Origin of the sequence: Georgenia ruanii, from assembly GCF_009193175.1 — a bacterium.
Taxonomy (GTDB): domain Bacteria; phylum Actinomycetota; class Actinomycetes; order Actinomycetales; family Actinomycetaceae; genus Georgenia; species Georgenia ruanii.
This window is the reverse complement of record NZ_VUKE01000010.1, coordinates 108,277-131,002: the sequence shown is the minus strand read 5'-3', so window position 1 is coordinate 131,002 and position 22,726 is coordinate 108,277. Positions and strand designations below refer to the sequence as shown.

At 76.9% G+C, this 22,726-nt stretch carries 18 protein-coding genes; 10 read left to right on the top strand and 8 right to left on the bottom strand.

The window, feature by feature from the left end; translation table 11 throughout:
* The first annotated feature begins 58 nt into the window (after positions 1-58).
* Positions 59-295 (top strand): hypothetical protein, encoded by a 237-nt coding sequence (locus tag GD880_RS11430; protein ID WP_152231747.1) that lies wholly within the window; start codon positions 59-61, stop codon positions 293-295.
* Between the two features lie 47 nt (positions 296-342).
* The gene (locus GD880_RS11425) at positions 343-675 is read left to right on the top strand and encodes a YnfA family protein (RefSeq protein ID WP_152231746.1); all 333 of its coding nucleotides are present in this window, start codon (positions 343-345) and stop codon (positions 673-675) included.
* A 166-nt stretch (positions 676-841) separates the two neighbouring features.
* On the opposite strand, the gene GD880_RS11420 is transcribed toward GD880_RS11425, so the two are convergent.
* The 4 genes from GD880_RS11420 to GD880_RS11405 form a co-directional block, all read right to left on the bottom strand.
* Positions 842-2,500 (bottom strand): PTS sugar transporter, encoded by a 1,659-nt coding sequence (locus GD880_RS11420; protein WP_193314461.1) that lies wholly within the window; start codon positions 2,498-2,500, stop codon positions 842-844.
* A gap of 90 nt (positions 2,501-2,590) precedes the next feature.
* Positions 2,591-4,048 (bottom strand): dihydrolipoyl dehydrogenase family protein, encoded by a 1,458-nt coding sequence (locus GD880_RS11415; RefSeq protein WP_152231745.1) that lies wholly within the window; start codon positions 4,046-4,048, stop codon positions 2,591-2,593.
* A gap of 122 nt (positions 4,049-4,170) precedes the next feature.
* Positions 4,171-5,328 carry a cation:proton antiporter gene (locus tag GD880_RS11410; protein ID WP_152231744.1) on the bottom strand — a complete coding sequence of 386 codons (1,158 nt, stop codon included), beginning with the start codon at positions 5,326-5,328 and terminating at the stop codon, positions 4,171-4,173.
* 4 nt (positions 5,329-5,332) lie between these two features.
* A complete protein-coding gene (locus GD880_RS11405; protein WP_152231743.1) occupies positions 5,333-5,815 on the bottom strand; it encodes a cation:proton antiporter regulatory subunit in 483 nt (160 codons plus the stop codon).
* 146 nt (positions 5,816-5,961) lie between these two features.
* Here GD880_RS11405 and GD880_RS11400 point away from each other — a divergent pair, with 146 nt between their 5' ends.
* From GD880_RS11400 to GD880_RS11390, 3 genes are all read left to right on the top strand, one after another.
* Positions 5,962-9,954, top strand: coding sequence for a Pls/PosA family non-ribosomal peptide synthetase (locus GD880_RS11400; RefSeq protein WP_152231742.1), 3,993 nt, complete (start codon positions 5,962-5,964; stop codon positions 9,952-9,954).
* Complete coding sequence (locus GD880_RS11395) at positions 9,951-11,273, top strand: M1 family metallopeptidase (RefSeq protein WP_226909587.1); 1,323 nt, start codon at positions 9,951-9,953, stop codon at positions 11,271-11,273. Before GD880_RS11400 ends, GD880_RS11395 begins: the two co-directional genes overlap by 4 nt.
* 106 nt (positions 11,274-11,379) lie before the next feature.
* A complete protein-coding gene (locus GD880_RS11390) occupies positions 11,380-12,897 on the top strand; it encodes a CYTH and CHAD domain-containing protein (protein WP_226909586.1) in 1,518 nt (505 codons plus the stop codon).
* 17 nt (positions 12,898-12,914) lie between these two features.
* Here GD880_RS11390 and GD880_RS11385 read toward each other — a convergent pair whose 3' ends face one another.
* The 3 genes from GD880_RS11385 to GD880_RS11375 all read right to left on the bottom strand — a co-directional run bounded on the left by GD880_RS11385 (position 12,915) and on the right by GD880_RS11375 (position 16,704).
* Positions 12,915-13,625 (bottom strand): 4'-phosphopantetheinyl transferase family protein, encoded by a 711-nt coding sequence (locus GD880_RS11385; RefSeq protein ID WP_152231740.1) that lies wholly within the window; start codon positions 13,623-13,625, stop codon positions 12,915-12,917.
* A 119-nt stretch (positions 13,626-13,744) separates the two neighbouring features.
* Positions 13,745-15,892 (bottom strand): acyl-CoA dehydrogenase family protein, encoded by a 2,148-nt coding sequence (locus tag GD880_RS11380; RefSeq protein WP_152231739.1) that lies wholly within the window; start codon positions 15,890-15,892, stop codon positions 13,745-13,747.
* 23 nt (positions 15,893-15,915) lie between these two features.
* Positions 15,916-16,704: a TetR/AcrR family transcriptional regulator gene (locus GD880_RS11375; protein WP_226909585.1), complete on the bottom strand. Its 789-nt coding sequence runs from the start codon at positions 16,702-16,704 to the stop codon at positions 15,916-15,918.
* 34 nt (positions 16,705-16,738) lie between these two features.
* Between GD880_RS11375 and GD880_RS11370 the strand changes: the two genes are divergently transcribed.
* The 4 genes from GD880_RS11370 (at position 16,739) to GD880_RS11355 (ending at position 21,194) form a co-directional block, all read left to right on the top strand.
* Complete coding sequence (locus GD880_RS11370; protein ID WP_152231737.1) at positions 16,739-18,142, top strand: acetyl-CoA C-acetyltransferase; 1,404 nt, start codon at positions 16,739-16,741, stop codon at positions 18,140-18,142.
* Entirely contained in the window at positions 18,139-19,524 is a 1,386-nt protein-coding gene (locus tag GD880_RS11365; RefSeq protein ID WP_152231736.1) for a 3-oxoacyl-ACP reductase, read from the top strand. Before GD880_RS11370 ends, GD880_RS11365 begins: the two co-directional genes overlap by 4 nt.
* Before the next feature lie 158 nt (positions 19,525-19,682).
* Complete coding sequence (locus GD880_RS11360; RefSeq protein WP_152231735.1) at positions 19,683-20,534, top strand: MaoC/PaaZ C-terminal domain-containing protein; 852 nt, start codon at positions 19,683-19,685, stop codon at positions 20,532-20,534.
* Positions 20,535-20,711: 177 nt separating this feature from the next.
* A complete protein-coding gene (locus tag GD880_RS11355) occupies positions 20,712-21,194 on the top strand; it encodes a hypothetical protein (RefSeq protein ID WP_152231734.1) in 483 nt (160 codons plus the stop codon).
* A gap of 40 nt (positions 21,195-21,234) precedes the next feature.
* On the opposite strand, the gene GD880_RS11350 is transcribed toward GD880_RS11355, so the two are convergent.
* Positions 21,235-22,167, bottom strand: a complete 933-nt coding sequence (locus GD880_RS11350) for a carbohydrate kinase family protein (protein WP_152231733.1) — start codon at positions 22,165-22,167, stop codon at positions 21,235-21,237.
* Positions 22,168-22,342: 175 nt separating this feature from the next.
* Here GD880_RS11350 and GD880_RS11345 point away from each other — a divergent pair, with 175 nt between their 5' ends.
* Entirely contained in the window at positions 22,343-22,645 is a 303-nt protein-coding gene (locus GD880_RS11345; protein ID WP_152231732.1) for a putative quinol monooxygenase, read from the top strand.
* Positions 22,646-22,726: the final 81 nt, after the last annotated feature.

Genomic DNA, 22,726 nt, shown 5'->3' with positions numbered 1-22,726 from the left:
TTTCCGGCGCACTCTTTCCGGCGCCGAACCGGCCGCTGGCAACGACGAGGGCCGAGTCGTGAAGGTCGACCTGCTCTGCGTCGACGGATGCCCGAGCTGGCAGGTCGCTCACGAACGCCTCACCGAGGTCCTCGCCCGGCTCGGACGTGACGTGGTCCCCCAGCTGGTCGAGGTGACAACCTCTGAGCAGGCCGTCGCCCTGGGCTTCGCCGGCTCCCCACCGCTGATCAGCTCGCGTCCGCGATCAGAGCCGCAGCCGACGAGTGGCGACCGGCCGCAACCGGAGGACGCCTGACGGGCCGGCTCTCGATAGCGTCGCCCTGCCCCACCAAGGAGACGACCATGCCGCTTCGTTCCATCGTGCTCTTCGCCATCGCCGCCCTCCTCGAGATCGGCGGCGCCTGGCTCGTCTGGCAAGGCGTGCGCGAGCACAAGGGCTGGGTCTGGGTCGGCGCCGGCGCCATCGCCCTCGGCCTCTACGGGTTCGTCGCCACCTTCCAGCCCGAAGCCAGCTTCGGCCGGATCCTCGCGGCCTACGGCGGCGTGTTCGTCGCCGGCTCCCTCGCCTGGGGCATGGTCGTCGACGGCTTCCGCCCGGACCGCTGGGACGTCGTCGGCGCCCTCGTCTGCCTCGCCGGCGTCGCGGTGATCATGTACGCCCCGCGGCAGGCGTGAGCCTCGAGCGGTTGCCCTCCCCGCCCACGCAAAGACCGACGACGCCGCCGCGGATGTGACGGACGGACACGTGCGGGCCTGAACCGAGCGCCGACACGAGTGCAGGGCATGGCCACGCGGAGCCTGCCCGCACTCTCTCGGCACACAGTCGCTCGGCAGGGGCTGCCTAGGCCCGTTCGCGAGCGGGAGCCGGCGCGGCGGGAACGACCATGGCCTCCGCGCTCGCCCGCCGGTTGTGGCGGAGGTTGAGCACCAGCACCGCGACGAAGGGCACGACGGCGCCGACGAGCATCGACAGCACCATGCCCACGGTGTTCGTGGCGACGAACGGCGCGACCACCGCGGGCAGGTACGCCGTCGCCTCGGCGCCGGTCGCCCCGACGACGAGCCCTCCGAGCGTGGCCGAGCCCAGCGCGACGGCGAGCACCTTGCGGTCGGCGAACATGAACGGGTACGAGGCCTCCACGAAGGTGCCGAAGCCGAAGTTCACGGCGGCGCCGGACGCCGCCAGTGCCCGCTCGCCGGAGCTGCGCGGCCGCACGGCGTTGGCCAGGGTGATGCCCAGGGACACCATGACGAGGCTGACCATGTCCACGGCGCCGAAGAAGCTGTGCCCCTTCTCGCCCATCTCCAGCAGCACCAACGGCAGGATCGCGGCGTGGTAGACCCCGCCCATGATCGCCGGCCAGATGACCAGGCCGGCGACGGCGCCGGCGAGCAGCGGGTTGAGGTCGACGAGGAAGCCGATGGCGTCCTTGACGCCCTCCCCCAGCGCGGCCGTGACCGGGGCGAGCGCGAGGAACACCAGCAGCCCGGAGACCAGGCCGGACAGCCCGCCGGCGACGATGTTCGCCGTCGTCACCGGGAACCGGCGCGCCAGCGTCCAGCGCAGCAGGTAGGACACCCCGGCGCCGGCGAGGACGCCGCCGACCAGGCCGCCGATGATGCCGCCGTCGGTGGACAGCACGCCGGCGACCACGCCGGCCACCAGGCCCACCTCCCCCAGCCCGGAGACCCGGCGGGCCGCGACCGCGGCGACGACGACGGGCAGCCCGGCGATGAGGGCGTCGAAGACGGGCGTGAGGGCGCCGAGGCCGGGGATCTTCGAGACGGCCAGCACGAGCGCGAGGGCGATGAACGCCGGCAGCGAGCCGACCATGATCCCGCGCACGGAGATGCGCCGCCACGGCGAGCCGGACGCGGCCGGGGTCTCCGGGGAGCCGAGGGCCGGGCGGTAGCGGTGGCCGAAGTGCCGGGCGAGGCCGGCGATGTAGGAGACGGCCCGGGTGGTGCTCGTCGACCCGGTCGTGCCCGACGCCGCGACCAGCCGCAGCCCGAGCGCCTGCGCGGCCGCGATCGACGACCCGCCGGTGCCGGCCGCCGGCAGGTGCGCCCCGACGGCGGCGTGGACCGCGGCGGCGTTGACGCTGGAGGGGTCGGCGCTGACGAGCACGAGGGCGTCCACCTCGCCGCGACCCACCGCCTCCGCCAGCGCGGCGTCCACGACGGCGGCGGCCGCGTTGACCTCGGTCAGCGTGCCGCGCGCGGTGACCGTCACCGCGCCGTCGCGCAGCTCGAGCAGCTCGGCCGGGGTGTCGTCCCCGGCGCCGTCCATGGACCCGCGCGCGGCGACGAGCTGGAGCACCACCACCTCGAAACCGCCCGCGCGGGCCTGGCGCCGGATCTCCTCGACCATGCGCACCGGGTCGTCCCCGCCGTGGCTGTACAGGTTGCCCCCGCTGCTCCCCACGACGGCGAGCCGGCGGGCAGAGGTGCGCGGCTCGGGGGTCTCGGGCGCCGGTTCGGGCCGGGGGGCGTCAGGCATGGGGGTGCTCCAGAACAGGGAAGGGGAACCCCTGCAGGGTAGTGGCCGTCACGGCGCCTCGACCGGGCCGGCGCCAGGGTGTGAGCAGGCTTACGCGGTGCGCGCCCGGTCCGCCTCGAGCAGCTTCAGCCACGCCTCGCTCAGCGTCGGGTAGGCCGGCACGGCGTGCCAGAGCCGGTCCAGCGGCACCTCCCCCACGACGGCGATGGTCGCGGCGTGGAGCAGCTCCGCGACGTCCTGGCCCACGAAGATCGCGCCGAGGACGACGTCGCGCTCGTCGTCGATGACCAGCTGCGCCCACCCCGTGTAGTGGTCGGCGAGGATCGAGGCGCCGGCGACCTCGTAGAGGTCGACCTCCGCCGTCCGCACCCGGTGGCCGCGCTCCCGCGCCTGCTGCTCGGTGAGCCCCACCTGGGCCAGCTCGGGGTCGGTGAAGACCACCTGCGGGACCGCGGCGTGGTCGGCGGTGGCGGCGTAGGCCGACCAGGGCCGCGGCTCGGCCGCCTTCCCCGCGGCCCGCGCCGCGATGGCGTCGCCGACCACGCGGGCGGCGTACTTGCCCTGGTGGGTCAGCGGCGCCCGGCCGGTGACGTCGCCGACGGCGTAGAGCCAGCCGTCCGCGAGCGCCGTGACCCGCCCGGAGTCGTCCACCTCGAGGGGCTTGCCGTCGGGCACCTCCAGTCCGACCGTCTCGAGCCCGAGCCCGCGGGTATGGGGCCGGCGCCCGGTGGCGACGAGCACCTCTTCGGCGACCATGGTGTGGCCGTCGGAGAGCCGGATGACGGCGGGCTCATCGGGTCCCTCCGGCCGCTCGATCGAGGTGGTCTCGACCTGCGTGCGCACGTCCGCCCCGGCCAGGGACAGCCCGCGCGCGACCATCCCGCCCGCCCGGAACGGGTACATCGGCAGGACCTGGGAGCGGGCCACCACGGTGACCGCAGAGCCGAGCCGGACGTAGGCCAGCGCCAGTTCGCACCCGGCGACGCCGGCGCCGATCACCACGAGCCGCGGCGGCACCTCGTGGGACGAGGTGGCGTCACGGGTGGTCCAGTGCCGGGTCCGGTCCAGGCCCGGGATGGGCGGCGTCGACGGCATCGACCCGGTGGCCAGGACGACGGCGTGGCGGGCCCCCAGGCGGCGCTCCTCGCCGTCCGCGCCGGCCACCACGACCTCGCGCTCCCCCACCAGCCGGGCGGTGCCCCGGACCACCTCCAGCCCCTCCCCGACGGCCCACCGCACCTGGCTGCTGTCGTCCCAGTCATGGGTGAAGGTGGTGCGCCGCGCGAGCACCCCGGCGGCGTCCAGCGGCCCGGTGACGGCGGGGCCCGCCCCCTCCACCCCCCGGGCCGCGGCGACGGCCTGCCCCGGGCGCAGCAGCGCCTTCGACGGCATGCAGGCGTAGTACGAGCACTCCCCGCCCAGGAGGCTCTGCTCCACCAGCGCGACCGACAGGCCGCCCTGGTGGGTGTAGCCCGCGGCCACCTCGCCCACCGCGCCTCCACCGATGACGACGACGTCGACGGTCTGGTCGGCCGCTTCCTCGCTCATGCCCAGAGCCTCTTGCCGGGCGGGCGGGCGCGCAACAGGTGCGGGGTGGCGGGAAGGGCGCGCGGCGTGGCGGCGGGCAGAGCACCGCGGCAGCCGCGGTCCCGGCGTCGGTGGCGGTGACGTCAGCGCCGGGGCAGCAGGCGGGCCGACAGCGGGTCCGCGAAGCGCGCGAGGACCGGGCCCGCCACCGCCAGCACGAGGACGTACCCGGCGGCCACCGGCCCCACCCGGGCCACCCCGGCCGCCGTCGCGAGCCCGGCGATGACCACCGAGAACTCCCCGCGGGCGATGAGCGCGGTGCCGGCGCGCAGCCGGCCGGCCGAGCCCACCCGGTCCCGCCGCGCGGCGTACCAGCCGGTGGCAATCTTGGTCGCGGCCGTGACGGCGGCCAGCAGCAGCACCGCGGGCAGCACCGGCCACACGGCGGCGGCGTCGATGGTCATCCCGAACGCGACGAAGAACGTCGCGGCGAACAGGTCGCGCAGCGGGCTGAGGATCGTGCGGGCCCGGTCGGCGAAGGAGGCCGGGACGGCGATGCCGACGAGGAAGGCCCCCACGGCGGCGGAGGCGCCGAGGGTCTGGGTCAGCCCCGCCACGAGCAGGGTCAGGGCGAGCAGGCGCAGCAGCACCTGCTCGTCGTCGGGGTGGGCCAGCAGCCGGGAGAGCCGGTGCCCGTGGCGGTGGGCAGCGCGCAGCACCAGCAGCACGGCGCCGAGCGCGAGCGCGACGCCGGCGGCGGCGCGCAGGGGGCCCGCCCCGGCCAGTACGACGGCGAGCAGCGGCAGGAAGAGCGCCATCGCGACGTCCTCGAGCACGAGCACGGAGAGCACCGCCGGCGTCTCCCGGTTCGCGATGCGGTCGAGGTCGCCGAGCAACCGGGCGATGATTCCCGAGGAGGAGACCCATGTGATCCCGGCCAGCGCGAGGGCGCCGGGCCAGGGCAACCCGAGGAGGTGCCCGGCCAGAAACCCGGGCGGGGCGTTGAGCAGCAGGTCGACCAGCCCCGACGGCGAGTGGCGGCGCACGGAGGCGACCAGCTCGGCGGCGGAGAACTCCAGGCCCAGGGTGAGCAGGAGCATGACGAGGCCGATCTCGGCGGCGGTCTCGACGAACGGGCGCGCCTGCTCCAGCGGGACGAGGCCGCCGTCGCCGAGCGCGAGCGCGGCGAGCAGGACGAGGGGGATAGGGGACAGCCCGACGCGGCGGGCCAGCAGGCCCAGGAGCGAGAGCCCGAGGAACAGCGCGCCGAGCTCGAGGAGCAGCGCGCTGACCTCGGACATCGGCCTAGTGCTCGGCCAGCAGGGCGCCGAGTCGCTCGAGGCCCTCCTCCGAGCCGAGCACCACGAGGATGTCGCCCTCCCGCAGCACCTCCTCCGGTCCTGGGGCGGCCACGACGTCGGCGTCGCGCACGATCGCGACCACCGAGCAGCCGGTGACGGTGCGCGCCCGGGTGGCGCCCAGGGGGCGGTCGGCGAAGCGCGAGCCGGGCGGGACGGCCAGCCGGGCGGAGTGCAGGCCGGGGACCTCCTTGGAGATGTCGGCGAAGCGCTGGGCCACGCGGGGGGCGCCGAGGACCTCGGCGACGGCGTCCGCCTCGTCGGCGTCCAGGTGCAGGACCTCCCGGGCGCGGTCCGGGTCTTCCGGGTCGTACACCGCCACCTCGACGGGGCCGTCGCGGCGCACGACGAATCCCAGGAGCACCCCGGACCGGGTGGTCAGCTCGTAGCGGATGCCGACCCCGGGCAGGAGGGTCTCGACGACGTCCACGCCGTCATGCTTCCACCGTGCGGCCGCTGCTGCGCGGCTTCGGCGGTCGCTTCCCACTCGCCCCTCGCCACAGCGGGCGTGAGACCATCCCGAGGGCCGGCTGCGGCGGACGGCGGCCCAGCGTTCGCAGAAAGCAGGTCAGACCCGTGACACCCTCGCGCACCGCGCTCGACCCGTTGCTCGCCGGGTCGCGTGCCCCGGCCCCGCGCACCCTCGTCGACGTGTTTCGCGCCACCGCCGAGCGGCACCCCACCGCCCTGGCGATCGACGACGGCGACGAGGAGCTCACCTACGCCGCGCTGCGCGGCGCGGTCGAGGCGCGCGCCGCCCGGCTGGCCGCGGCCGGCGTGCGGCGCGGGGACCGGGTGGGCGTGCGCGCCACCTCCGGCACGGTCGACCTCTACCTGACCATCCTCGCCGTCCTGCACGCCGGGGCCGCCTACGTCCCCGTGGACGCCGACGACCCCGACGAGCGCGCGGCGCTGGTGTGGGAGGAGGCGGGCGTCCTCGGCGTCGTCCACGACGACGGCCACCTCACCCGCCCCGACGGCACCACCTGGTCACGGCGCCCGGCGGGGCCGTGGCCCCTCGCCATGGCGTCTGGACCATCCGCCGCGGCCGGAGCCGTCGAGCCGCCGCAGTCGCCGCGGTCGCCGCGGTCGCCGCAGTCGCCCGAGCCTCCCGGCCTCGACGACGACGCCTGGATCATCTTCACCTCCGGCTCCACCGGGCGCCCCAAGGGCGTGGCGGTCACCCACCGCAGCGCCGCCGCCCTGGTCGACGCCGAGGCCCGCCTGTTCCTCCCCGACGCCCCCATCGGCCCCGCGGACCGGGTGCTCGCCGGCCTGTCGGTGGCCTTCGACGCCTCCTGCGAGGAGATGTGGCTGGCCTGGCGTCACGGCGCCGCGCTGGTGCCCGCCCCCCGCGCGCTCGTGCGCACCGGCACCGACCTCGGCCCGTGGCTGCACGAGCGCGAGATCACCGTGGTCTCCACCGTCCCGACGCTGGCCGGGATGTGGCCGGTGGACTCCCTCGACGGCGTGCGGCTGCTGATCTTCGGCGGCGAGGCGATCCCGGCCGAGCTCGCCACCCGCCTGGCGCGCCCGGACCGGGAGCTGTGGAACACCTACGGCCCCACCGAGGCCACCGTCATCGCGTGCGCCGCCCGGCTCGAGCCCGGCGAGCCGGTGCGCATCGGCCTGCCGCAGGACGGCTGGGACCTCGCCGTCGTCGACGCCGCGGGGCAGCCGGTCGCCGAGGGCGAGACCGGCGAGCTCATCATCGGCGGGGTGGGCCTGGCCCGGTACCTCGACCCCGCCCTCGACGCCGCCAAGTTCGCCCCCGTGCCGGCGCTGGGCTGGGAGCGCGCCTACCGCAGCGGGGACCTCGTCCAGCTCGACCGGGCGGGCCTGGTGTTCGTGGGCCGCGCCGACGACCAGGTGAAGGTCAACGGCCGGCGCATCGAGCTCGGCGAGGTCGACGCCGCCCTGCTCGCCCTGCCCGGGGTGGGCGCCGCGGCGGCCGCGGTCAAGCACACCGCCGCCGGCACGGCGGTGCTCGTCGGCTACGTGGTGCCCGCCGGGCCCGACGGCCTGGACACCACGGTGCTGCTCGACGCCCTGCGCGAGGAGCTGCCGGCGTCGATGATCCCGCTGCTCGCCGTCGTCGAGGAGATCCCCACCCGCACGTCGGGCAAGGTCGACCGCGACGCCCTGCCCTGGCCGCTGCCCGGCCTGGGCGCCACCGAGCGCGTCTCGGCCCTGACCGGCACCGCGGCCTGGATCGGGGAGCAGTGGGCCGCCGTCATCGGCGTGCACCCGGCCGGCCCGGAGGACGACTTCTTCTCCCACGGCGGCAGCTCGCTGACCGCCGCCCAGCTCGTCTCCGCGCTCCGGGTGCGCTACCCCGAGGTCACCGTCGCCGAGGTCTACCGGTACCCGGAGGTCGGCGACCTCGCCGCCCACCTCGAGGCGACCTACCCCGCCCCGGACGCCACCGCCGCGGACCTCGGCACCGCCCCGGTCCCGAGGCCGGTGCCGGTGGGCAGCCAGGCGGCCCAGCTCCTCGCGCTCGTGCCGCTGCGCACCCTCGTCGCGCTGCGCTGGCTCACCGCGCTGGCGGCGATGAACAACGTGCTCGCCTGGGCCTGGCAGGTCCCCTGGGCGCTGCCGGTGTCGTGGTGGTGGGTCGCGGCCGGGTGGCTGCTCACCGTCAGCCCGCTCGGCCGCATGGGCGTCAGCGCCCTGGGCGCGCGGCTGCTCCTGGCCGGCGTCGGCCCCGGCGCCTACCCCCGCGGCGGCGCCGTGCACCTGCGGCTGTGGGCCGCCGAGCGGCTGGCCGAGGGGTTCGGGGCCGTGACGACGGCGACCGCCCCGTGGGTGGGCCTGTACGCCCGGGCCCTCGGGGCGCGGGTGGGCCGCGGGGTCGACCTGCACGCCGTGCCGCCGGTGACCGGCCTGCTCACACTCGGCCGCGAGTGCGCGATCGAGCCGGAGGTGGACGTGTCCGGGCACTGGGTCGACGGCGACGTCCTGCGCATCGGGCGCATCGTCGTCGGGCCGCGGGCCACCGTGGGGGCGCGCAGCGTCCTGTACCCCGGGGCCCGGGTCGGCGCCGGGACGGACGTCGCACCCGGCTCGGCGGTGCACGGGCGCACCGGGGAGGACGAGTACTGGGCCGGCTCGCCCGCGGCCCGGGTGCACTCGGCCCGCCACCCCTGGCCGCCGGAACGCCCGGCCGCGCCGCGCGGATGGGTCGCGGCCTATGCCGCGGGCGCCGCGGTGGTGGCCGCGCTGCCGGTGCTCGCCGTCGCCGTCCCCCTCGTGCTGGTCGGCCTGGCCGTGCGCGGGGCGCCGACGCTGGCCGCCGCCGCCGGGCCGGCGCTGCTGGCCGGCGTGGGGGCCACCGCGCTGGCCTACCTGCTGTACGCCCTCGCCGTGGTGGCCGGGGTCCGGCTGCTCGCCACCGGCCTGACCGAGGGCTTCCACCCCGTCCGCTCCCGGGTGGGCTGGCAGGCCTGGTGCACCGAGCGGCTCATGGACTCGGCGCGCACCGCCCTGTTCCCGCTGTACTCCTCGGTGGTCACCCCGGCGTGGCTGCGGCTGCTCGGGGCCAAGGTGGGCGACGACGTCGAGGCCTCCACCGTCATCGGCCTGCCCAGCATGATGCGCGTCAAGACCGGGGCGTTCCTCGCCGACGACACCATGGTCGCGCCCTACGAGCTCGGCGGCGGCTGGGTCCGCGTGGCCCGCGCCAAGGTCGGCCGGCGGGCCTTCCTGGGCAACTCGGGCATGACCGCACCGGGCCGCACGGTGCCGAAGAACGGGCTGGTCGCCGTCCTCTCCGCCACCCCGGCCAAGACCCGCGCCGGGTCGAGCTACCTCGGCAGCCCGCCGGTGCTGCTGCCCCGCGCGGCCACCCTGGACGACGGCGAGCGCACCTACTCCCCGCCCGCCCGGCTGCGCCGGGCCCGCGGCGCCGTCGAGGCCGCGCGGGCCGTGCCCGCCCTGCTCGTCGGGGTCCTCGCGCTGGGGATCGTGCTCGCGCTGCAGGCGATCGTGCTCGCCGCCGGGTGGGGCGCGGCCGCGGCGCTGGGCGGCGTGGTGCTGCTGGGCGCCGGCGCGGTCGCGGGGCTGCTCACCGTCGCGGCCAAGCGGGTGCTCGTGGGCCGGGTGCGCCCGGGCGAGCACCCGCTGTGGAGCGCGTTCGTCTGGCGCGGGGAGCTCGCGGACACCTTCACCGAGATGCTCGCCGCCCCGTTCCTGGCCGACGCCGTCACCGGCACCGTCGCCCTGGTGTGGTGGCTGCGCGGGATGGGGGCGCGGATCGGCCGCGGGGTGTGGCTGCAGACCTATTGGCTGCCCGAGGCCGACCTGGTCCGGCTGGGCGACGGCGCCGCCATCGGCCCCGGCTGCGTGGTGCAGACGCACCTCTTCCACGACCGCATCATGAGCCTGGACACCGCCACCCTGGACCCCGGCGCCACCCTGGGTCCGCACGGGGTGATCCTGCCGGCCGCCGTGCTCGGGGCCGGCAGCTGCGTGGGCCCGGGCTCGCTGGTCATGCGCGGCGAGGGCGTGCCGGCCAGCACCCGGTGGGCCGGCAACCCGATCAGCCCCTGGCACGAGGAGGCCACGTGAGCACCGACCCGTACGACCCGCACGGGTCCGGCGACATCCACGTCGAGCACTACGACCTGGACCTGTCCTACCGGGTGGCCAGCAACCGGCTGGCGGGCACCGCCGGGCTGCGCGTGCGGGCCCTGACGGACCTGCGCGCGGTGGTGCTCGACCTGGCCGGGCTGCGGGTCAAGGCGGTCAGCGTCGCCGGCGCCGAGCTGGCCCGGTACAGCCACCGCGGCGACCGGCTGCGGCTCCGGCTGGCCGCCCCCGTCGCGGCGGGGGACCTGCTGGAGGTGTCGGTGCGCTACGAGGGGCACCCCGAGCCCGTGCCCAGCGCCTGGGGCACCGTGGGCTGGGAGGAGCTGACCGACGGCGCCCTGGTCGCCAGCCAGCCGATCGGGGCCTCGTCATGGTTCCCCTGCAACGACCGGCCCGCGGACCGGGCCACCTACCGCACCGCGGTGACCACCGAGAGCGCCTACCACGTCCTCGCCCACGGCCAGCTGGTCGCGCGCACGGCCCGGGCGGGCACCACCACCTGGGTCTACGAGGAGCGCCACCCCACCGCCGCCTATCTCGCGACCGTGCAGATCGGCCGGTACCAGGAGGTCACGCTCGCCGACCGGCCGGTGCCCCAGCGGGCCCTCGTGCCGGCCGCGCTGCGCAAGGACGCGGCGCGGCTGCTCGCCCGGCACGGTGAGCTCGTGGCCGAGCTGGCCCGGCTCTTCGGGCCCTACCCGTTCGACGCCTACACGCTCGTCTTCACCGACGACGACCTCGAGATCCCGGTCGAGGCGCAGGGCATCTCGGTCTTCGGCGCCAACCACGTCGACCCGGCCGACGGCGACGAGCGGCTCGTGCCGCACGAGCTCGCGCACCAGTGGTTCGGCAACTCCGTCTCGGTGGCCACCTGGCAGCACATCTGGCTCAACGAGGGCTTCGCCTGCTACGCGGAGTGGCTGTGGTCCCCCCACGCCGGCGGCCCGGACACCGACGCCCTCGCCCGCACCTGGCACGAGCGACTCGCCGGGCTGGACGAGGACCTCGTGCTGGCCGACCCCGGGCCCGAGAACATCTTCGACGACCGGGTCTACAAGCGCGGCGCCCTGGCCCTGCACGCCCTGCGCCTGACCCTGGGCGAGGAGGCGTTCTTCGCGCTGGTGCGGGACTGGACGGACCGCTTCGCCGGCCGCAGCGTCACGACGGCGGACTTCCGCGCCCTGGCGGGCGAGCACGCCGCGCGGTCCGGCGGCGAGCGGCGGGCCGAAGCCGTCGCGGACCTGCTCACCGCCTGGCTGGACCGGCCCGAGCTGCCGCCGCTGCCGGCGCGGGCGTAGGTCGCCCGGGACCTTCCGGGACGGCGGCGCCTCTGGGACGATGCCCTCGTCGAGCGCCCCGGGGCGGACCTGCGCGAAGCCGCCGGGGCCGGAGGAGGGAGCCGTCGTGAGCGGGACGGAACCGGCGTCGGTGCCCGAGATCGAGCGCAAGTACGTGCTCCGGCCCGGGCAGTCGCTGCCGGGGCTGGACGGGCTGCCCGCCACCGCGGGCGCGCCGTCCGCGGTGGACGCCCTGAGGGCGCAGTACTTCGACACCCGCGACCTGCGGCTCCTGCGCCTCGGGCTGACCCTGCGCCGCCGGGAGGGCGGGCCCGACGCGGGCTGGCACCTCAAGATCCCGGCCGGCACCGGCGCCGGCGGCGCCCCGGTGCGCACCGAGGTGCGGCTTGGCCTCGCCGCCGGGAGCGCCCCGCCGGTGGCGCTGGTGCAGCTCCTCACGGGCGTGGTCCGCCGCCAGCCGCTGGTCCCGGTCGCCCAGATCAGCACCGAGCGTCACCGCCGCGAGCTCGTCGACGCCGGCGGCCGCCCGCAGGCCGAGGTGGTCGAGGACCGCGTGCGCGCCGTCGTCGGCGGGCACGCCGGGGCCCAGCGGTGGCGGGAGATCGAGGTCGAGGATCTCGCCGGCGACGGCGCCGTGGCCGACGCCCTGAGCGCGCGGCTCGCCGCCGCCGGCATCGAGCGGTCCGCCTCCCCCTCCAAGCTGCACCACGCGATCAGCGCGGCCGACGGGGCCGCGCTGCCTGCCCGGCCGGCCGAGGCGGGCGTGCTGGGCGGGTACCTGCGGCGGGAGCTGGAGCACCTGGTGCTCGCCGACGTCGGCGCCCGGCGCGACGTCCCCGAGTCCGTCCACGCGATGCGCAAGGCGAGCCGGCGCCTGCGCAGCGCCCTGCGCGCGTACGCGCCGGCCCTGGGCCTGGCCGAGCGGGCCGACCCGCTGGAGGACGAGCTGCGGTGGCTGGGCCAGCGGCTGAGCGAGGCCCGCGACGTCGAGGTCCAGCGCGCCCGCCTCGACGCGCGGGTCGCCGCGACCGCCACGCCGGGCGCGGAGGCCGGGCGGGCGCGCCTGGCGGCCTACTTCACCGAGCGGGGCGCCGCGGCCCGCGAGCACGTCGTCGCCGCGCTCGACTCCGACCGGTACCTCGGCCTGCTCGACGCCCTCGAGGCGCTCGTCGGCGACCTCGCCGGTCCCGGCGCGCCCGACCTCGCCCGGGGCGACGTGGCACGTCCGCTGCGGCGGCTGGCGAAGAAGGTCGCCGGCCGGCGCCGCGACGTCGACGCGGCCCCCGCACCGGCGGAGCGCGACGCCGCCGTGCACGGGGTCCGCAAGGCCGCGAAGCGGCTGCGCTACGCCGTGGAGGTGGCCAAGCCGCTGGCGCCGAAGAAGACCGGGCGGGCGCTGAACCGGCTCGACGACCTGCAGGACCTGCTCGGGGAGTTCCAGGACGCCGTGGTCGCCCGGGAGCACCTGACCCGGGCCGCCGGTCAGGACGCGACCGCGGGGGTGGCCGGGTTCGCCCTGGGGGTGGCCTCCCAGCAGGAGGCGGACGTGGCCGAGGCGCAGGTGGCGCGGCTGGGCCGGGCGTGGCAGCGGGCACTGAAGAAGGCCCGGCCGCTCTGGTCCTGACCTCACCCGGGGCGCGGTCAGGAGCGCGCGGTGAGGAGCGCCGCGCCGTCGTGCTGCCGGACGGTCGGGGCGCCGGCCCCGAGGACGGCGACCGCCCCCGCCCGCCCGGTGCCCAGGACCAGGTCGCGGAGGCCGACGGCGAGCGCGGTCGGGCCGGGCGGGCCCGCCGGGCGGAGCAGCCGCGGGGCCCGGCCGGGCACCGCGAGCTCGAGGTCGGCCGGGGCGAGGTCCAGCCCGGTGCCGAGCGCCTTGAGGGTCGCCTCCTTGCGCACCCAGGTGCGCAGCCGGAAGGGGGCGCGGGCGGGGTCCGCCAGGCCGCGCAGGTGCGCCAGCTCAGCCGGCGCGAGGGCGACGTCGTCGAGCGGGGCGGCGGCGACGGCCGCCGCGCTCTCGACGTCGACGCCGAGCGGGTCCGGCCCACCGACGGCGACCGCGAGCAGCGGCCCGGACCGGGTCACGCTCACCGACGGCGCCCCCGCCAGGTCCACCCGGACGCGGCCGTGCGGCCCGCCGCAGACCGCGCAGGTCGCGACGAGCGGGACCTCGGCCGGGCCCAGCCCGAGCCGCTCCGCCACGGCCGCGCGCAGCTGGCGCCGCGCGGCGACGAAGCGGGCGGCCTGGGGTACGGGCAGGCGGGCGGCCCGCTCGCGCTCGGCGTCGTCGAGGCCGGCGGGGTCGGGCACCCGCTGGGGCGGCTCGAGGAGCCACACGTCGACGGCGCTGCGCACGGGCCCATCATCCCGCCGGCCCTCGCCTCCGGGGCGTCTCGGGCCTGGTGATGCCGGGCGCTTCGGCGCGTCCGGTGCGCTCGGTCACCGCTCGCGCGCCTCGGGACGTCTCCCGGGGGTCAGTCGGGCGGCGCGGCGAGGCCGGACTTCTGCTGGCTGGCGTGCAGCTCCTTCTCGTTGACCGGTTCGAGCCCGGCGGCGCGCAGCCGGCGGAAGTACTCCCGCGCCTCGCGCTGCCGCTCGGCCTCCGCCCCGGTGGCGATCGTGGCGCCGAGGTGCGCGGGCGTGTACCCGAACGCCTCGACGAGGTCGCGGGCGTGCGGGCGCAGCCGCACCAGCAGCCGGTCGACGTAGCTGGTCACCGTCTTGGCCCGCTGCGCCGTCAGGCGCCCGTTCATGAGGTACCAGGCGAGGTTCTTCTCGATGAGCGTCAGCCCGAGCAGGTCGCGCAGGGTGGTGAGCACCTCGCGGGTGCGCGCGTCGCGCACCCGCGGCAGGGCCGCCGTGAACGCCTCCCACTGCAGCAGCTCGCCGTGGGCGCGGGCGGCCTCGACGAGCTCGTGCTGGTGGGCGTTGAACAGCGCGGCGGCCTGGGCGGGGCCGGCCTTGCGGGCCGGGCGCAGCGCCTGGGCGATCTCGGCGATCATGGCCTCCACCCGGTCCTCCAGCAGCTCGCGCTGGGCGTCGGCCTCCCGCAGGTGCCCGGCCGAGCGGGCCCGGGAGCCGGAGTCGCGCACCGACTGCGCGGCGCGCCGCAGCGGGGTGCGGTGCAGCGTCATGTCGGCGGCGCGGGCGGCGACGTAGCGGGCGGCGCCGGCGATGTCGACCTTGGCCAGGCCCTTGCCGTAGTCGGTGAGCAGCCGCTTGCCGACGAGCTGCAGCAGCACGGTGTTGTCGCCCTCGAACGTCACGTACACGTCCAGGTCCTGGTGCAGCCCCACCAGGCGGTTCTCGGCGAGGAACCCGGCGCCGCCGCAGGCCTCCCGGGCCTCCTGCAGCACCTCCAGGGCGAGCCAGGTGCTCAGCGGCTTGGCGGCCGCGGCGAGGGTCTCGAGGTCCTGGCGGTCGGCGTCGGTGTCGTGGGCCCCGGAGAAGACGTCGTCGAACCGCTCGAGCAGCTCGTGGTGGGCGAAGGCGGCGGCGTAGGTCCGCGCCAGCAGCGGCAGCAGGCGGCGCTGGTGCTGCTGGTAGTCCAGCAGGACGACCTCCTCGTGCTCGTCGGCGCCGGTGAACTGGCGTCGCTCCAGGCCGTAGGCGACCGCGATGGCCAGCGCGGCCTTGGCCACGCTCACCCCCGCGCCGGAGAGGGAGACCCGACCCTGCACCAGGGTGCCGAGCATGGTGAAGAAGCGGCGCCCGGGGCTGGCGATGGGCGAGGTGTAGGTGCCGTCGGCGGCCACGTCCCCGTAGCGGTTGAGGAGGTTCGCGCGCGGCACGCGCACGTGGTCGAACCACAGCTGGCCGTTGTCGACGCCGTTGAGGCCGCCCTTGAGGCCGTCGTCGCGCCCGCCCACGCCGGGCAGGTACGTCAGCGTGCCGTCGGGGCCGGCGGCGCGGACCGGGACGTAGAAGGCGTGCACCCCGTGGTTGACGCCGCGGGTGATGAGCTGGGCGAAGACGACGGCGGCGGTGCCGTGCTGCCCGGCGTTGCCCAGGTACTCCTTGCGGGCCGCGGCGAGGGGGGTGTGGAGGACGAACTCCTCGGTGGCCGGGTCGTAGGTGGCGGTGGTCGTCAGCGCGGCGACGTCCGACCCGTGCCCGACCTCGGTCATGGCGAAGCAGCCCGGCACGGTCAGGTCCATGATGCCGGGCAGCAGCCGGCCGTGGTGCTCGGCGGTGCCCAGGTGCAGGACGGCGGCGCCGAACAGGCCCCACTGCACCCCCGCCTTGATCTGCAGCGACGGGTCGACCACCGCGAGCTCCTCGAAGCAGGCGAGGTTGCCGCCGGGGTCCTCCGCCCCGCCGAAGCGCGCCGGGTAGGCCCGGTGGACCACGCCGCGCCCGGCGAGGGTGCGCAGCTGGCCGAGGGCGCGCTCGCGGTGCTCGGCCAGCGGCAGGCCCTCGACCTTCCGGAACGCCGGGTCGAGGGCCAGGTCCCGGGAGGCGCGCCGCAGGTCCGCCCACCGCCCGTCGAGCAGGCGGCCGAGCGCCTCGACGTCGAGCCGCTCGCCCGCGGCCGGGGCCGGCCCGGGGCCGGCCGGGGTGGCGGCGGACGGCGCGCCCGGGACCCGCGTGGTCGTGCCCTCGGGTCTGGTCGTGATGCTCATGCTCCGGTTCCCCTCGGTCGGTGTCAGGTACGGCGGCGGGCCCGACGGGTGACGCCGACGGCGCCGTCCCACAGCCAGGCCGCCAGGTGGGCGGCGAGCTCCTGCTGGGTCATGCGGGCCAACGCGGCGTCGACGCCCACGGCGGCGTCGTCGACCTGCTCGCCGACCCAGCGCTCGGCGGCCCCGCGCACGAGGCCCACGACACCGGAGGCCCACAGCTGGGCCACGGCGAGGGTCTCGTCGTCCAGATCGGCCCCCTCCTCACCGCCGCGCAGCGCGGGCAGGAGCGAGGCGGCCACGAGGTCGTTGACCTCGGCGACGAAGCCGCGCAGCTCGCCCGCCTGGGAGGTGCCCTCCGGCCGGGTGACGAACGCGTACACGTGCGGCGAGGACGCCACCATCTCGAGGTAGACGGTCACCATCGCGGTGATCTGCTCGCGCGAGCCGCCCGCCCGCCCGGCGGCCCCCTCCAGCGCGGCGCGCATGCGGTCGAGGACCGCGTGCCCGACGGCGGTCTGCAGGCCGGTCTTGTCGGTGAAGTAGCGGTACAGGATGGACTTGGAGGTGCCGATCTCGGAGGCGATCTCCTCCATCGACAGGTCCGGGCCGAGCCGGTGGACGGCCCGGCGGGCCGCCCGGACCAGCTCCGTGCGCCGGGACGTGCGGTGCCCCGCCCAGCGGGTGGCGCGCCCGTCCGCCGTCAGCTCGCCGGGCTCGGGGTGCCCGACGGCGGGCCCGCCGGGGCCGCGGCGCGGCGGGGCGCCTCCGCCGGACGGAGCGCCGGCCAGATCGTCGTCTGTGACGGGTATCACGATACCGACAGTATCAGGTACTGTCGGTATCGCAATGGTGCCCGGACCGCGCAGGACCTTCGGCCCGTCCGCACCGCACCCGCTGCAGGAAGAGGACGACGACGTGACTCCATCTCCCCAGACCGACGGTGCACCGGCGCGCGCGGCGGTCGTCGGGTCCAACCGGATCCCGTTCGCCAAGGCCGGGAGCAGGTATGCCAGCGCCTCGAACCAGGACATGCTCACGGCCGCGCTCGAGGGCCTCGTGGCCCGGTTCGGGCTGGCCGGGGAGCGGCTCGACGAGGTCGCCGCCGGGGCCGTGCTCAAGCACCCCAAGAACTTCAACCTCGCCCGCGAGGCCGTGCTGGGCTCCTCGCTCGACCCCCGCACCCCCGCCTACGACGTCCAGCGCGCCTGCGGCACCGGGCTCGAGGCGGTCGTCGGCGTGGCCAACAAGATCGCCCTCGGCCAGGCGGAGGTCGGCGTGGGGGGCGGCGTGGACTCCGCCTCCGACGCCCCGATCGTCGTCTCCGAGCCGCTGCGGCGGGCCCTCCTCAAGGCGGCCCGCGCCAAGACGGTGCCGGACCGGCTCCGGGCCCTGGCCGCGGTGCGCCCCAAGGACCTGCTGCCGGTCGCCCCGGACGTGGCCGAGCCGCGCACGGGGCTGAGCATGGGCGAGCACCAGGCGCTGACGACCGCGCGGTGGGGCGTCTCCCGGCAGGACCAGGACGCCCTCGCGCTGGCCTCCCACCAGCGCCTCGCCGCCGCCTACGAGCGCGGGTTCTTCGACGACCTGCTCACCCCCTACCGGGGCCTGACCCGGGACGAGTCCCTGCGCCCGGACACCTCCCTGGAGAAGCTCGCCACGCTCAAGCCGGTCTTCGGCACCCACGGCACCGACGGCGCGGCGGCGACCATGACCGCCGGCAACTCCACCCCGCTGTCCGACGGTGCCTCCACCGTGCTGCTCGCCTCCGACGGGTGGGCCGAGGCCCGGGGGCTGCCCGTGCTCGCCCACGTCGTCGACGCCCAGGCCGGCGCGGTGGACTTCGTCACCGGCACCGAGGGGCTGCTCATGGGCGGGGCGTACGCCGTCCCGCGGCTGCTGGGCCGGCAGCGGATGAGCCTGGCGGACTTCGACTTCGTCGAGATCCACGAGGCCTTCGCCGCCACCGTGCTCGCCACGCTCGCCGCCTTCGAGGACGAGGACTTCGCCGCCCGCAACGGCCTGGGCGCCCCGCTGGGCCCCGTGGACCGGGAGCGGCTCAACGTCACCGGCTCCTCCCTGGCGGCCGGGCACCCCTTCGCCGCGACCGGCGGGCGCATCGTCGGCACCCTCGCCAAGCTGCTGCACGAGCGCGGCGAGTCCCAGGTCCGGCCCGGCGAGCCGGCGCGCGGCCTCATCTCCGTCTGCGCGGCCGGCGGGCAGGCCGTGGCCATGATCCTGGAGGCGGCGTGAGCGACACCTACCTCGAGCTGGTCAGCGGCGGCCTGCCCGCCACGATCGCCAAGAAGCTCGGCCTGCCCCGCCCGGTGCGGCTGCGCCGGACCGACCCCGACGCGGTCGACCGGCCGCTGACACCCGGCCCGGTGCTCGTCCTGTCCGACGAGGCCGCCGCCGACGACGCCGACGCGGTCGCCGAGGGGCTGCTGGGCTGGGACCTCGATGTCCACCGCACCCCGCGGCTGGGCGACCACGCCCGCTGGGGCGCGGTCGTCGTCGTCCTCACCGGGCTGACCCACCCGGCCCAGCTGGCCGCCCCCGCGCTCGCGCTCGCCCCGGCGCTCAAGCAGATGGCCGCCGGCGCCCGGATCGTCACCCTCTCGCGCACCGCCCCGGCGCCCGGCGCGACCGGCGACGGCGACCCGGCCGTCGCCGCCGCCCGGCAGGGCGTCGACGGCTTCCTGCGCTCCCTCGCCAAGGAGATGCGCACCGGGGCCACCGCCAACGGGCTGGTCCTCGCCGAGGACCTGCAGGTCGGCGCGCCGTCCGTGCGCGGCGGGCTGCGCTTCCTGCTGTCTGCCCGCTCGGCCTTCGTCGACGGCCAGCTGCTGCCCGTGGCCGCCGGCGGCGCCGAGCCGGCCGACTGGGCGCGGCCGCTGGAGGGGGTCGTCGCGGCGGTCACCGGCGCGGCCCGGGGCATCGGGGCGGCCACCGCCCGGGTGCTCGCCCGCGACGGCGCCCACGTGCTGGGCGTGGACGTGCCGGCGGCCGGGGAGTCGCTGGCGGCGGTGATGAACGAGGTCCGCGGCACGGCGCTGCAGCTGGACATCACCGCGCCCGACGCCGCCGGGCGCATCCTCGCCGCCGCCCGCGAGCGCTACGGCCACCTCGACGTCGTCGTGCACAACGCCGGGATCCTGCGCGACAAGCTGCTCGCCAACATGACCGCGGACCGGTTCGAGGGCCTGCTCGCGGTGAACATCGCCGCGCCGCTGCGGATGAACGAGACCTTCGCCGCGCCCGGCACGCTGGGCGGGCAGGGCGCGGCGCCGCGGATCATCTCCCTCGCGTCCACGTCGGGCATCGCCGGCAACCGCGGGCAGACCAACTACGGCGCCGCCAAGGCGGGCATCATCGGCATGACCCGGGCGCTGGCGGCCCCGCTCGCGGCGGCCGGCGGCACGGCGAACGCGGTGGCGCCCGGCTTCATCGAGACCGACATGACCGCCTCCATCCCGCCCGTGCCCCGGGAGATCTCCCGCCGCGGCAGCTCCCTGCAGCAGGGCGGGCAGCCGGTGGACGTGGCCGAGGCGATCGCGTTCCTCGCCTCGCCCCAGGCCGGCGGGATCAACGGACAGGTGCTGCGGGTGTGCGGCCAGCTCATGGTGGGCCAGTGAGCCGGCGGCGCGGCGCGGTGGCCCCGGCGCCCGCGGGGGCCGGTCCGGGCGGCGGGGAGGCGGCCGGCCCGCCGGAGACCGGTCCCGGCGCCACGGACGCGGCCACGGGACCGGATCGGCACCTTCCGGCGGGGTATCGCGAGGAGGTGCTCGCGCGCATGCCGTCCCTGGGACGGCTGTACGCCCAGGCCGTCGGGCGCAGCCGCGCGCTCGTGCTCACCTCCCGCCCGCTGGCCCGGCGGGGCCTGCCCAAGGTGGCCCTGCGGGTCGACGCCGTGCGTGCCGACCCGGCGCAGCTGGCCGACTACCAGCACCTGCTGGGCCTGCCCGGCACCGACGACCTGCCGCCCGGGTACGTCCACGTCCTCGCCTTCCCGCTCGCGATGGCCGTCATGGTCCGGCCCGACTTCCCGCTGCCGGCGATCGCGATGGTGCACACCGCGAACCGGGTCGAGCAGCGCCGCGCGGTGCGGCTCGACGAGTCGGTGACCGTGCGGGCCTGGGCGGAGGGCGTGCGGGCGCACGCCAAGGGCACCCTGGTGGACCTCGTGGTCACGGTGGACGCCGGCGGGGAGCAGGTGTGGCGGGGCGTGTCCACCTACCTCGCGCGCCGCCGGCTGCCGGACCTGCCGGCTCCGGCCGCCGACACCCGGCCACGCCCGGCGCTGCCCACCGCGGCGACCGGCGTGTGGCGGCTGCCGGCGGACACCGGGCGGCGCTACGCGGCCGTCTCCGGGGACCGCAACCCCATCCACGTCAGCCGGCTCGGTGCGCGGCTGTTCGGGTTCCCCCGCCCGATCGCGCACGGCATGTACACGGCGGCGCGGGCGCTGGCCGGCACCGCCGTGCGCGCGGGCGCCCTGACGTGGACGGTGGAGTTCGCCAAGCCGGTGCTCCTGCCCACCACCGTGGCCTTCGCCGTCGTGCACGACGGGTCGGAGCTGCGGTACGCGGCGTGGTCCCCGCACGGCCGGACGGTGCACCTGACGGGGGCCGTCACCACGGCGTGAGGGCCGGCTGTCCACCGTCTTCGTCCACAGGGTTGTGCACATCTGCACAGGCATGCGCCCGAGCCTGTGGACGGGCGGTGGACACCGCCCGGGCGGGCACCGCCGTCCGGCGATATTCTGCAGGTGTCGACCGGGCGGCCGGCCCGGCGAGGCCTGTCTCACGGGAGCGAGGGCGCTATGAGTGAGAGCAGCACACCCGCGGCCGCCCCGGTGCGGCACTACCTGGTGGTCGCCTACCAGACCCTCGGGCGCCGCGAGCTCACCGAGGCGATCCAGGAGCGGACCGTCGCGGGGCCCGCGGACTTCTGGCTCGTCGTCCCCGCCACCCGCCTGGTCGAGCTCGCGCCCCTGCCGCCGCCGATGCCGACGATGGGTGGCGTGGCGTCCCTCCCGGACCCCGAGCACGACCGCAAGGTGGCGCAGGGCCGGCTCGACACCGCGTTGCAGCAGCTCTCGGCCCACGCCATCCAGGTCGGCGGCGAGGTGGGCGACGCGGACCCGGTCCGGGCCGTAAAGCACGCCCTCCGGCGCCGGCAGGTCGACGAGATCATCGTCGCCACCCTGCCCGCGCACGTGTCCAAGTGGCTCCGGCAGGACCTTCCGCACCGCCTGGAGCACCACTTCCACGTGCCCGTGACGCACGTGGCGTCCCAGGCGTAGCCGGGTCGGCGGCCGCGGTACGCGCGAGCGGCGGGTGCGGTCAGGCCCGCCGCTCGAACGCGGCGTCCAGCTCCTCCCGGGTCGGCGGGTTCGCCCCGGGCCGCGAGCAGGTGATGGCCGCGACCATGCCCGCGGCGTCGACGATGCTCAGCAGGGTGGCGCGGTCGACCTGAGCCAGCGCCTCCCGGCGCGGACCGCCGAGCAGGTCGGCGCGGCGCAGGCCGTCGAGCAATCCCGAGCTGAAGGAGTCCCCGGCCCCCACGGTGTCGACGAGGTCGATGGGGACGGCGGGGCGCCGGACCTCCAGGGACCGGGTGACGGCGAAGACCCCCTCGCCGCCGCGGGTGATCACCACGAGCGCGGGGCCCGAGGCGAGCCACGCGCGCGCGACGTCCTCGTCGGGCCGGCCGGGGTAGAGCCAGCGCAGGTCCTCGTCGCTCACCTTGACCACGTCGGCCAGGGCCACGAGCCGCTCGATGTCCGCGAGCGCCGCCTCGGGCGCCCCCAGCAGCGCCGGGCGCACGTTGGGGTCGTAGGAGATCGTCGCGCGGCCGCGTTCGTGCTCGCGCTCGAGGAGGTCGATCACCGGGCCGTTGCCGGGCGTCAGGGCCGTGGCGAGCGAGCCGGTGTGCAGGCACCGGGCCTCGACGGGCAGCGGCGCGAGGTCGCCGAGGTCCCACTCGATCCGGAAGTCGTAGGAGGCGACCCCGGCGGCGAGCGTCGCGATGGCCAGGCTGGTGGCGACCTCACCGTCGGACCCGGCGTCGATCTGCACGCCGCTGTCCTCGAGGTGGGCGCGGACCATCTCCCCGAAGGCGTCGCGGCCGAGGCGGGTCACGAGGGTGACCGGGTTGCCCAGCCGGGCGAGGCCGAGGGCGACGTTGGCGGGGCTGCCGCCCGGGTGCGCGACCCAGGTCCGCCCGCCGCGCTGCCCGACGAGATCCACCAGTGCTTCCCCGACCACGACGAACATCGCTTCACCTCGCGACGACGATGACGCGCGTCTTTGACGCGCCGGGCGCAGCATGCGTGCTCAGCATAAGGACCACGCGGGTGCGTCGCCCGGGGAGCGGCGCAGCCGCGCGGTGGCCACAAGTGGGGACAGGCCTCGCCGCGAGCGGGTGCCGGGCGAGGAGTATGAAAGAGCCATGAGCGAGCAGGGCGGCCCCCTCTTCCTCGTGGTGACGATCAAGCCGCGCCCGGACCGCAAGGCCGAGGCCGAGGCGCAGCTGCAGTCCATGCGCCGCCACACCCTCGAGGAGCCCGGGTGCGTGTACATGCACCTGGTCCAGCCCGAGGACGACCCGGACAACTGGGTCATGCTCGAGATGTTCCGCTCGCGCGAGGCCTGGAACGAGCACATGCGCCAGCCGTACAACACCGAGGGCAACAAGATCCTCGAGGACCTGCTGCGCGAGCCGTCGGACCTCCGCTTCTTCACCGAGAAGTAGCGCCACCCCCGCCCCCGTCCCCCGATGGCGGGACCCCGTCCGCGGTGCTTTCCTGTAACCGCACGACGTGAGCGACACGTG

What these genes read in the sequence shown, in the direction of transcription:
- GD880_RS11425 (WP_152231746.1), top strand. Translation starts at nt 343, where the DNA reads ATGCCGCTTCGTTCCATCGTGCTCTTCGCCATCGCCGCCCTCCTCGAG.
- GD880_RS11420 (WP_193314461.1), bottom strand. Translation starts at nt 2,500, where the DNA reads ATGCCTGACGCCCCCCGGCCCGAACCGGCGCCCGAGACCCCCGAGCCG.
- GD880_RS11415 (WP_152231745.1), bottom strand. Translation starts at nt 4,048, where the DNA reads ATGAGCGAGGAAGCGGCCGACCAGACCGTCGACGTCGTCGTCATCGGT.
- GD880_RS11410 (WP_152231744.1), bottom strand. Translation starts at nt 5,328, where the DNA reads ATGTCCGAGGTCAGCGCGCTGCTCCTCGAGCTCGGCGCGCTGTTCCTC.
- GD880_RS11380 (WP_152231739.1), bottom strand. Translation starts at nt 15,892, where the DNA reads ATGAGCATCACGACCAGACCCGAGGGCACGACCACGCGGGTCCCGGGC.
- GD880_RS11370 (WP_152231737.1), top strand. Translation starts at nt 16,739, where the DNA reads ATGGTGCCCGGACCGCGCAGGACCTTCGGCCCGTCCGCACCGCACCCG.
- GD880_RS11360 (WP_152231735.1), top strand. Translation starts at nt 19,683, where the DNA reads ATGCCGTCCCTGGGACGGCTGTACGCCCAGGCCGTCGGGCGCAGCCGC.
- GD880_RS11355 (WP_152231734.1), top strand. Translation starts at nt 20,712, where the DNA reads ATGAGTGAGAGCAGCACACCCGCGGCCGCCCCGGTGCGGCACTACCTG.
- GD880_RS11350 (WP_152231733.1), bottom strand. Translation starts at nt 22,167, where the DNA reads ATGTTCGTCGTGGTCGGGGAAGCACTGGTGGATCTCGTCGGGCAGCGC.
- GD880_RS11345 (WP_152231732.1), top strand. Translation starts at nt 22,343, where the DNA reads ATGAGCGAGCAGGGCGGCCCCCTCTTCCTCGTGGTGACGATCAAGCCG.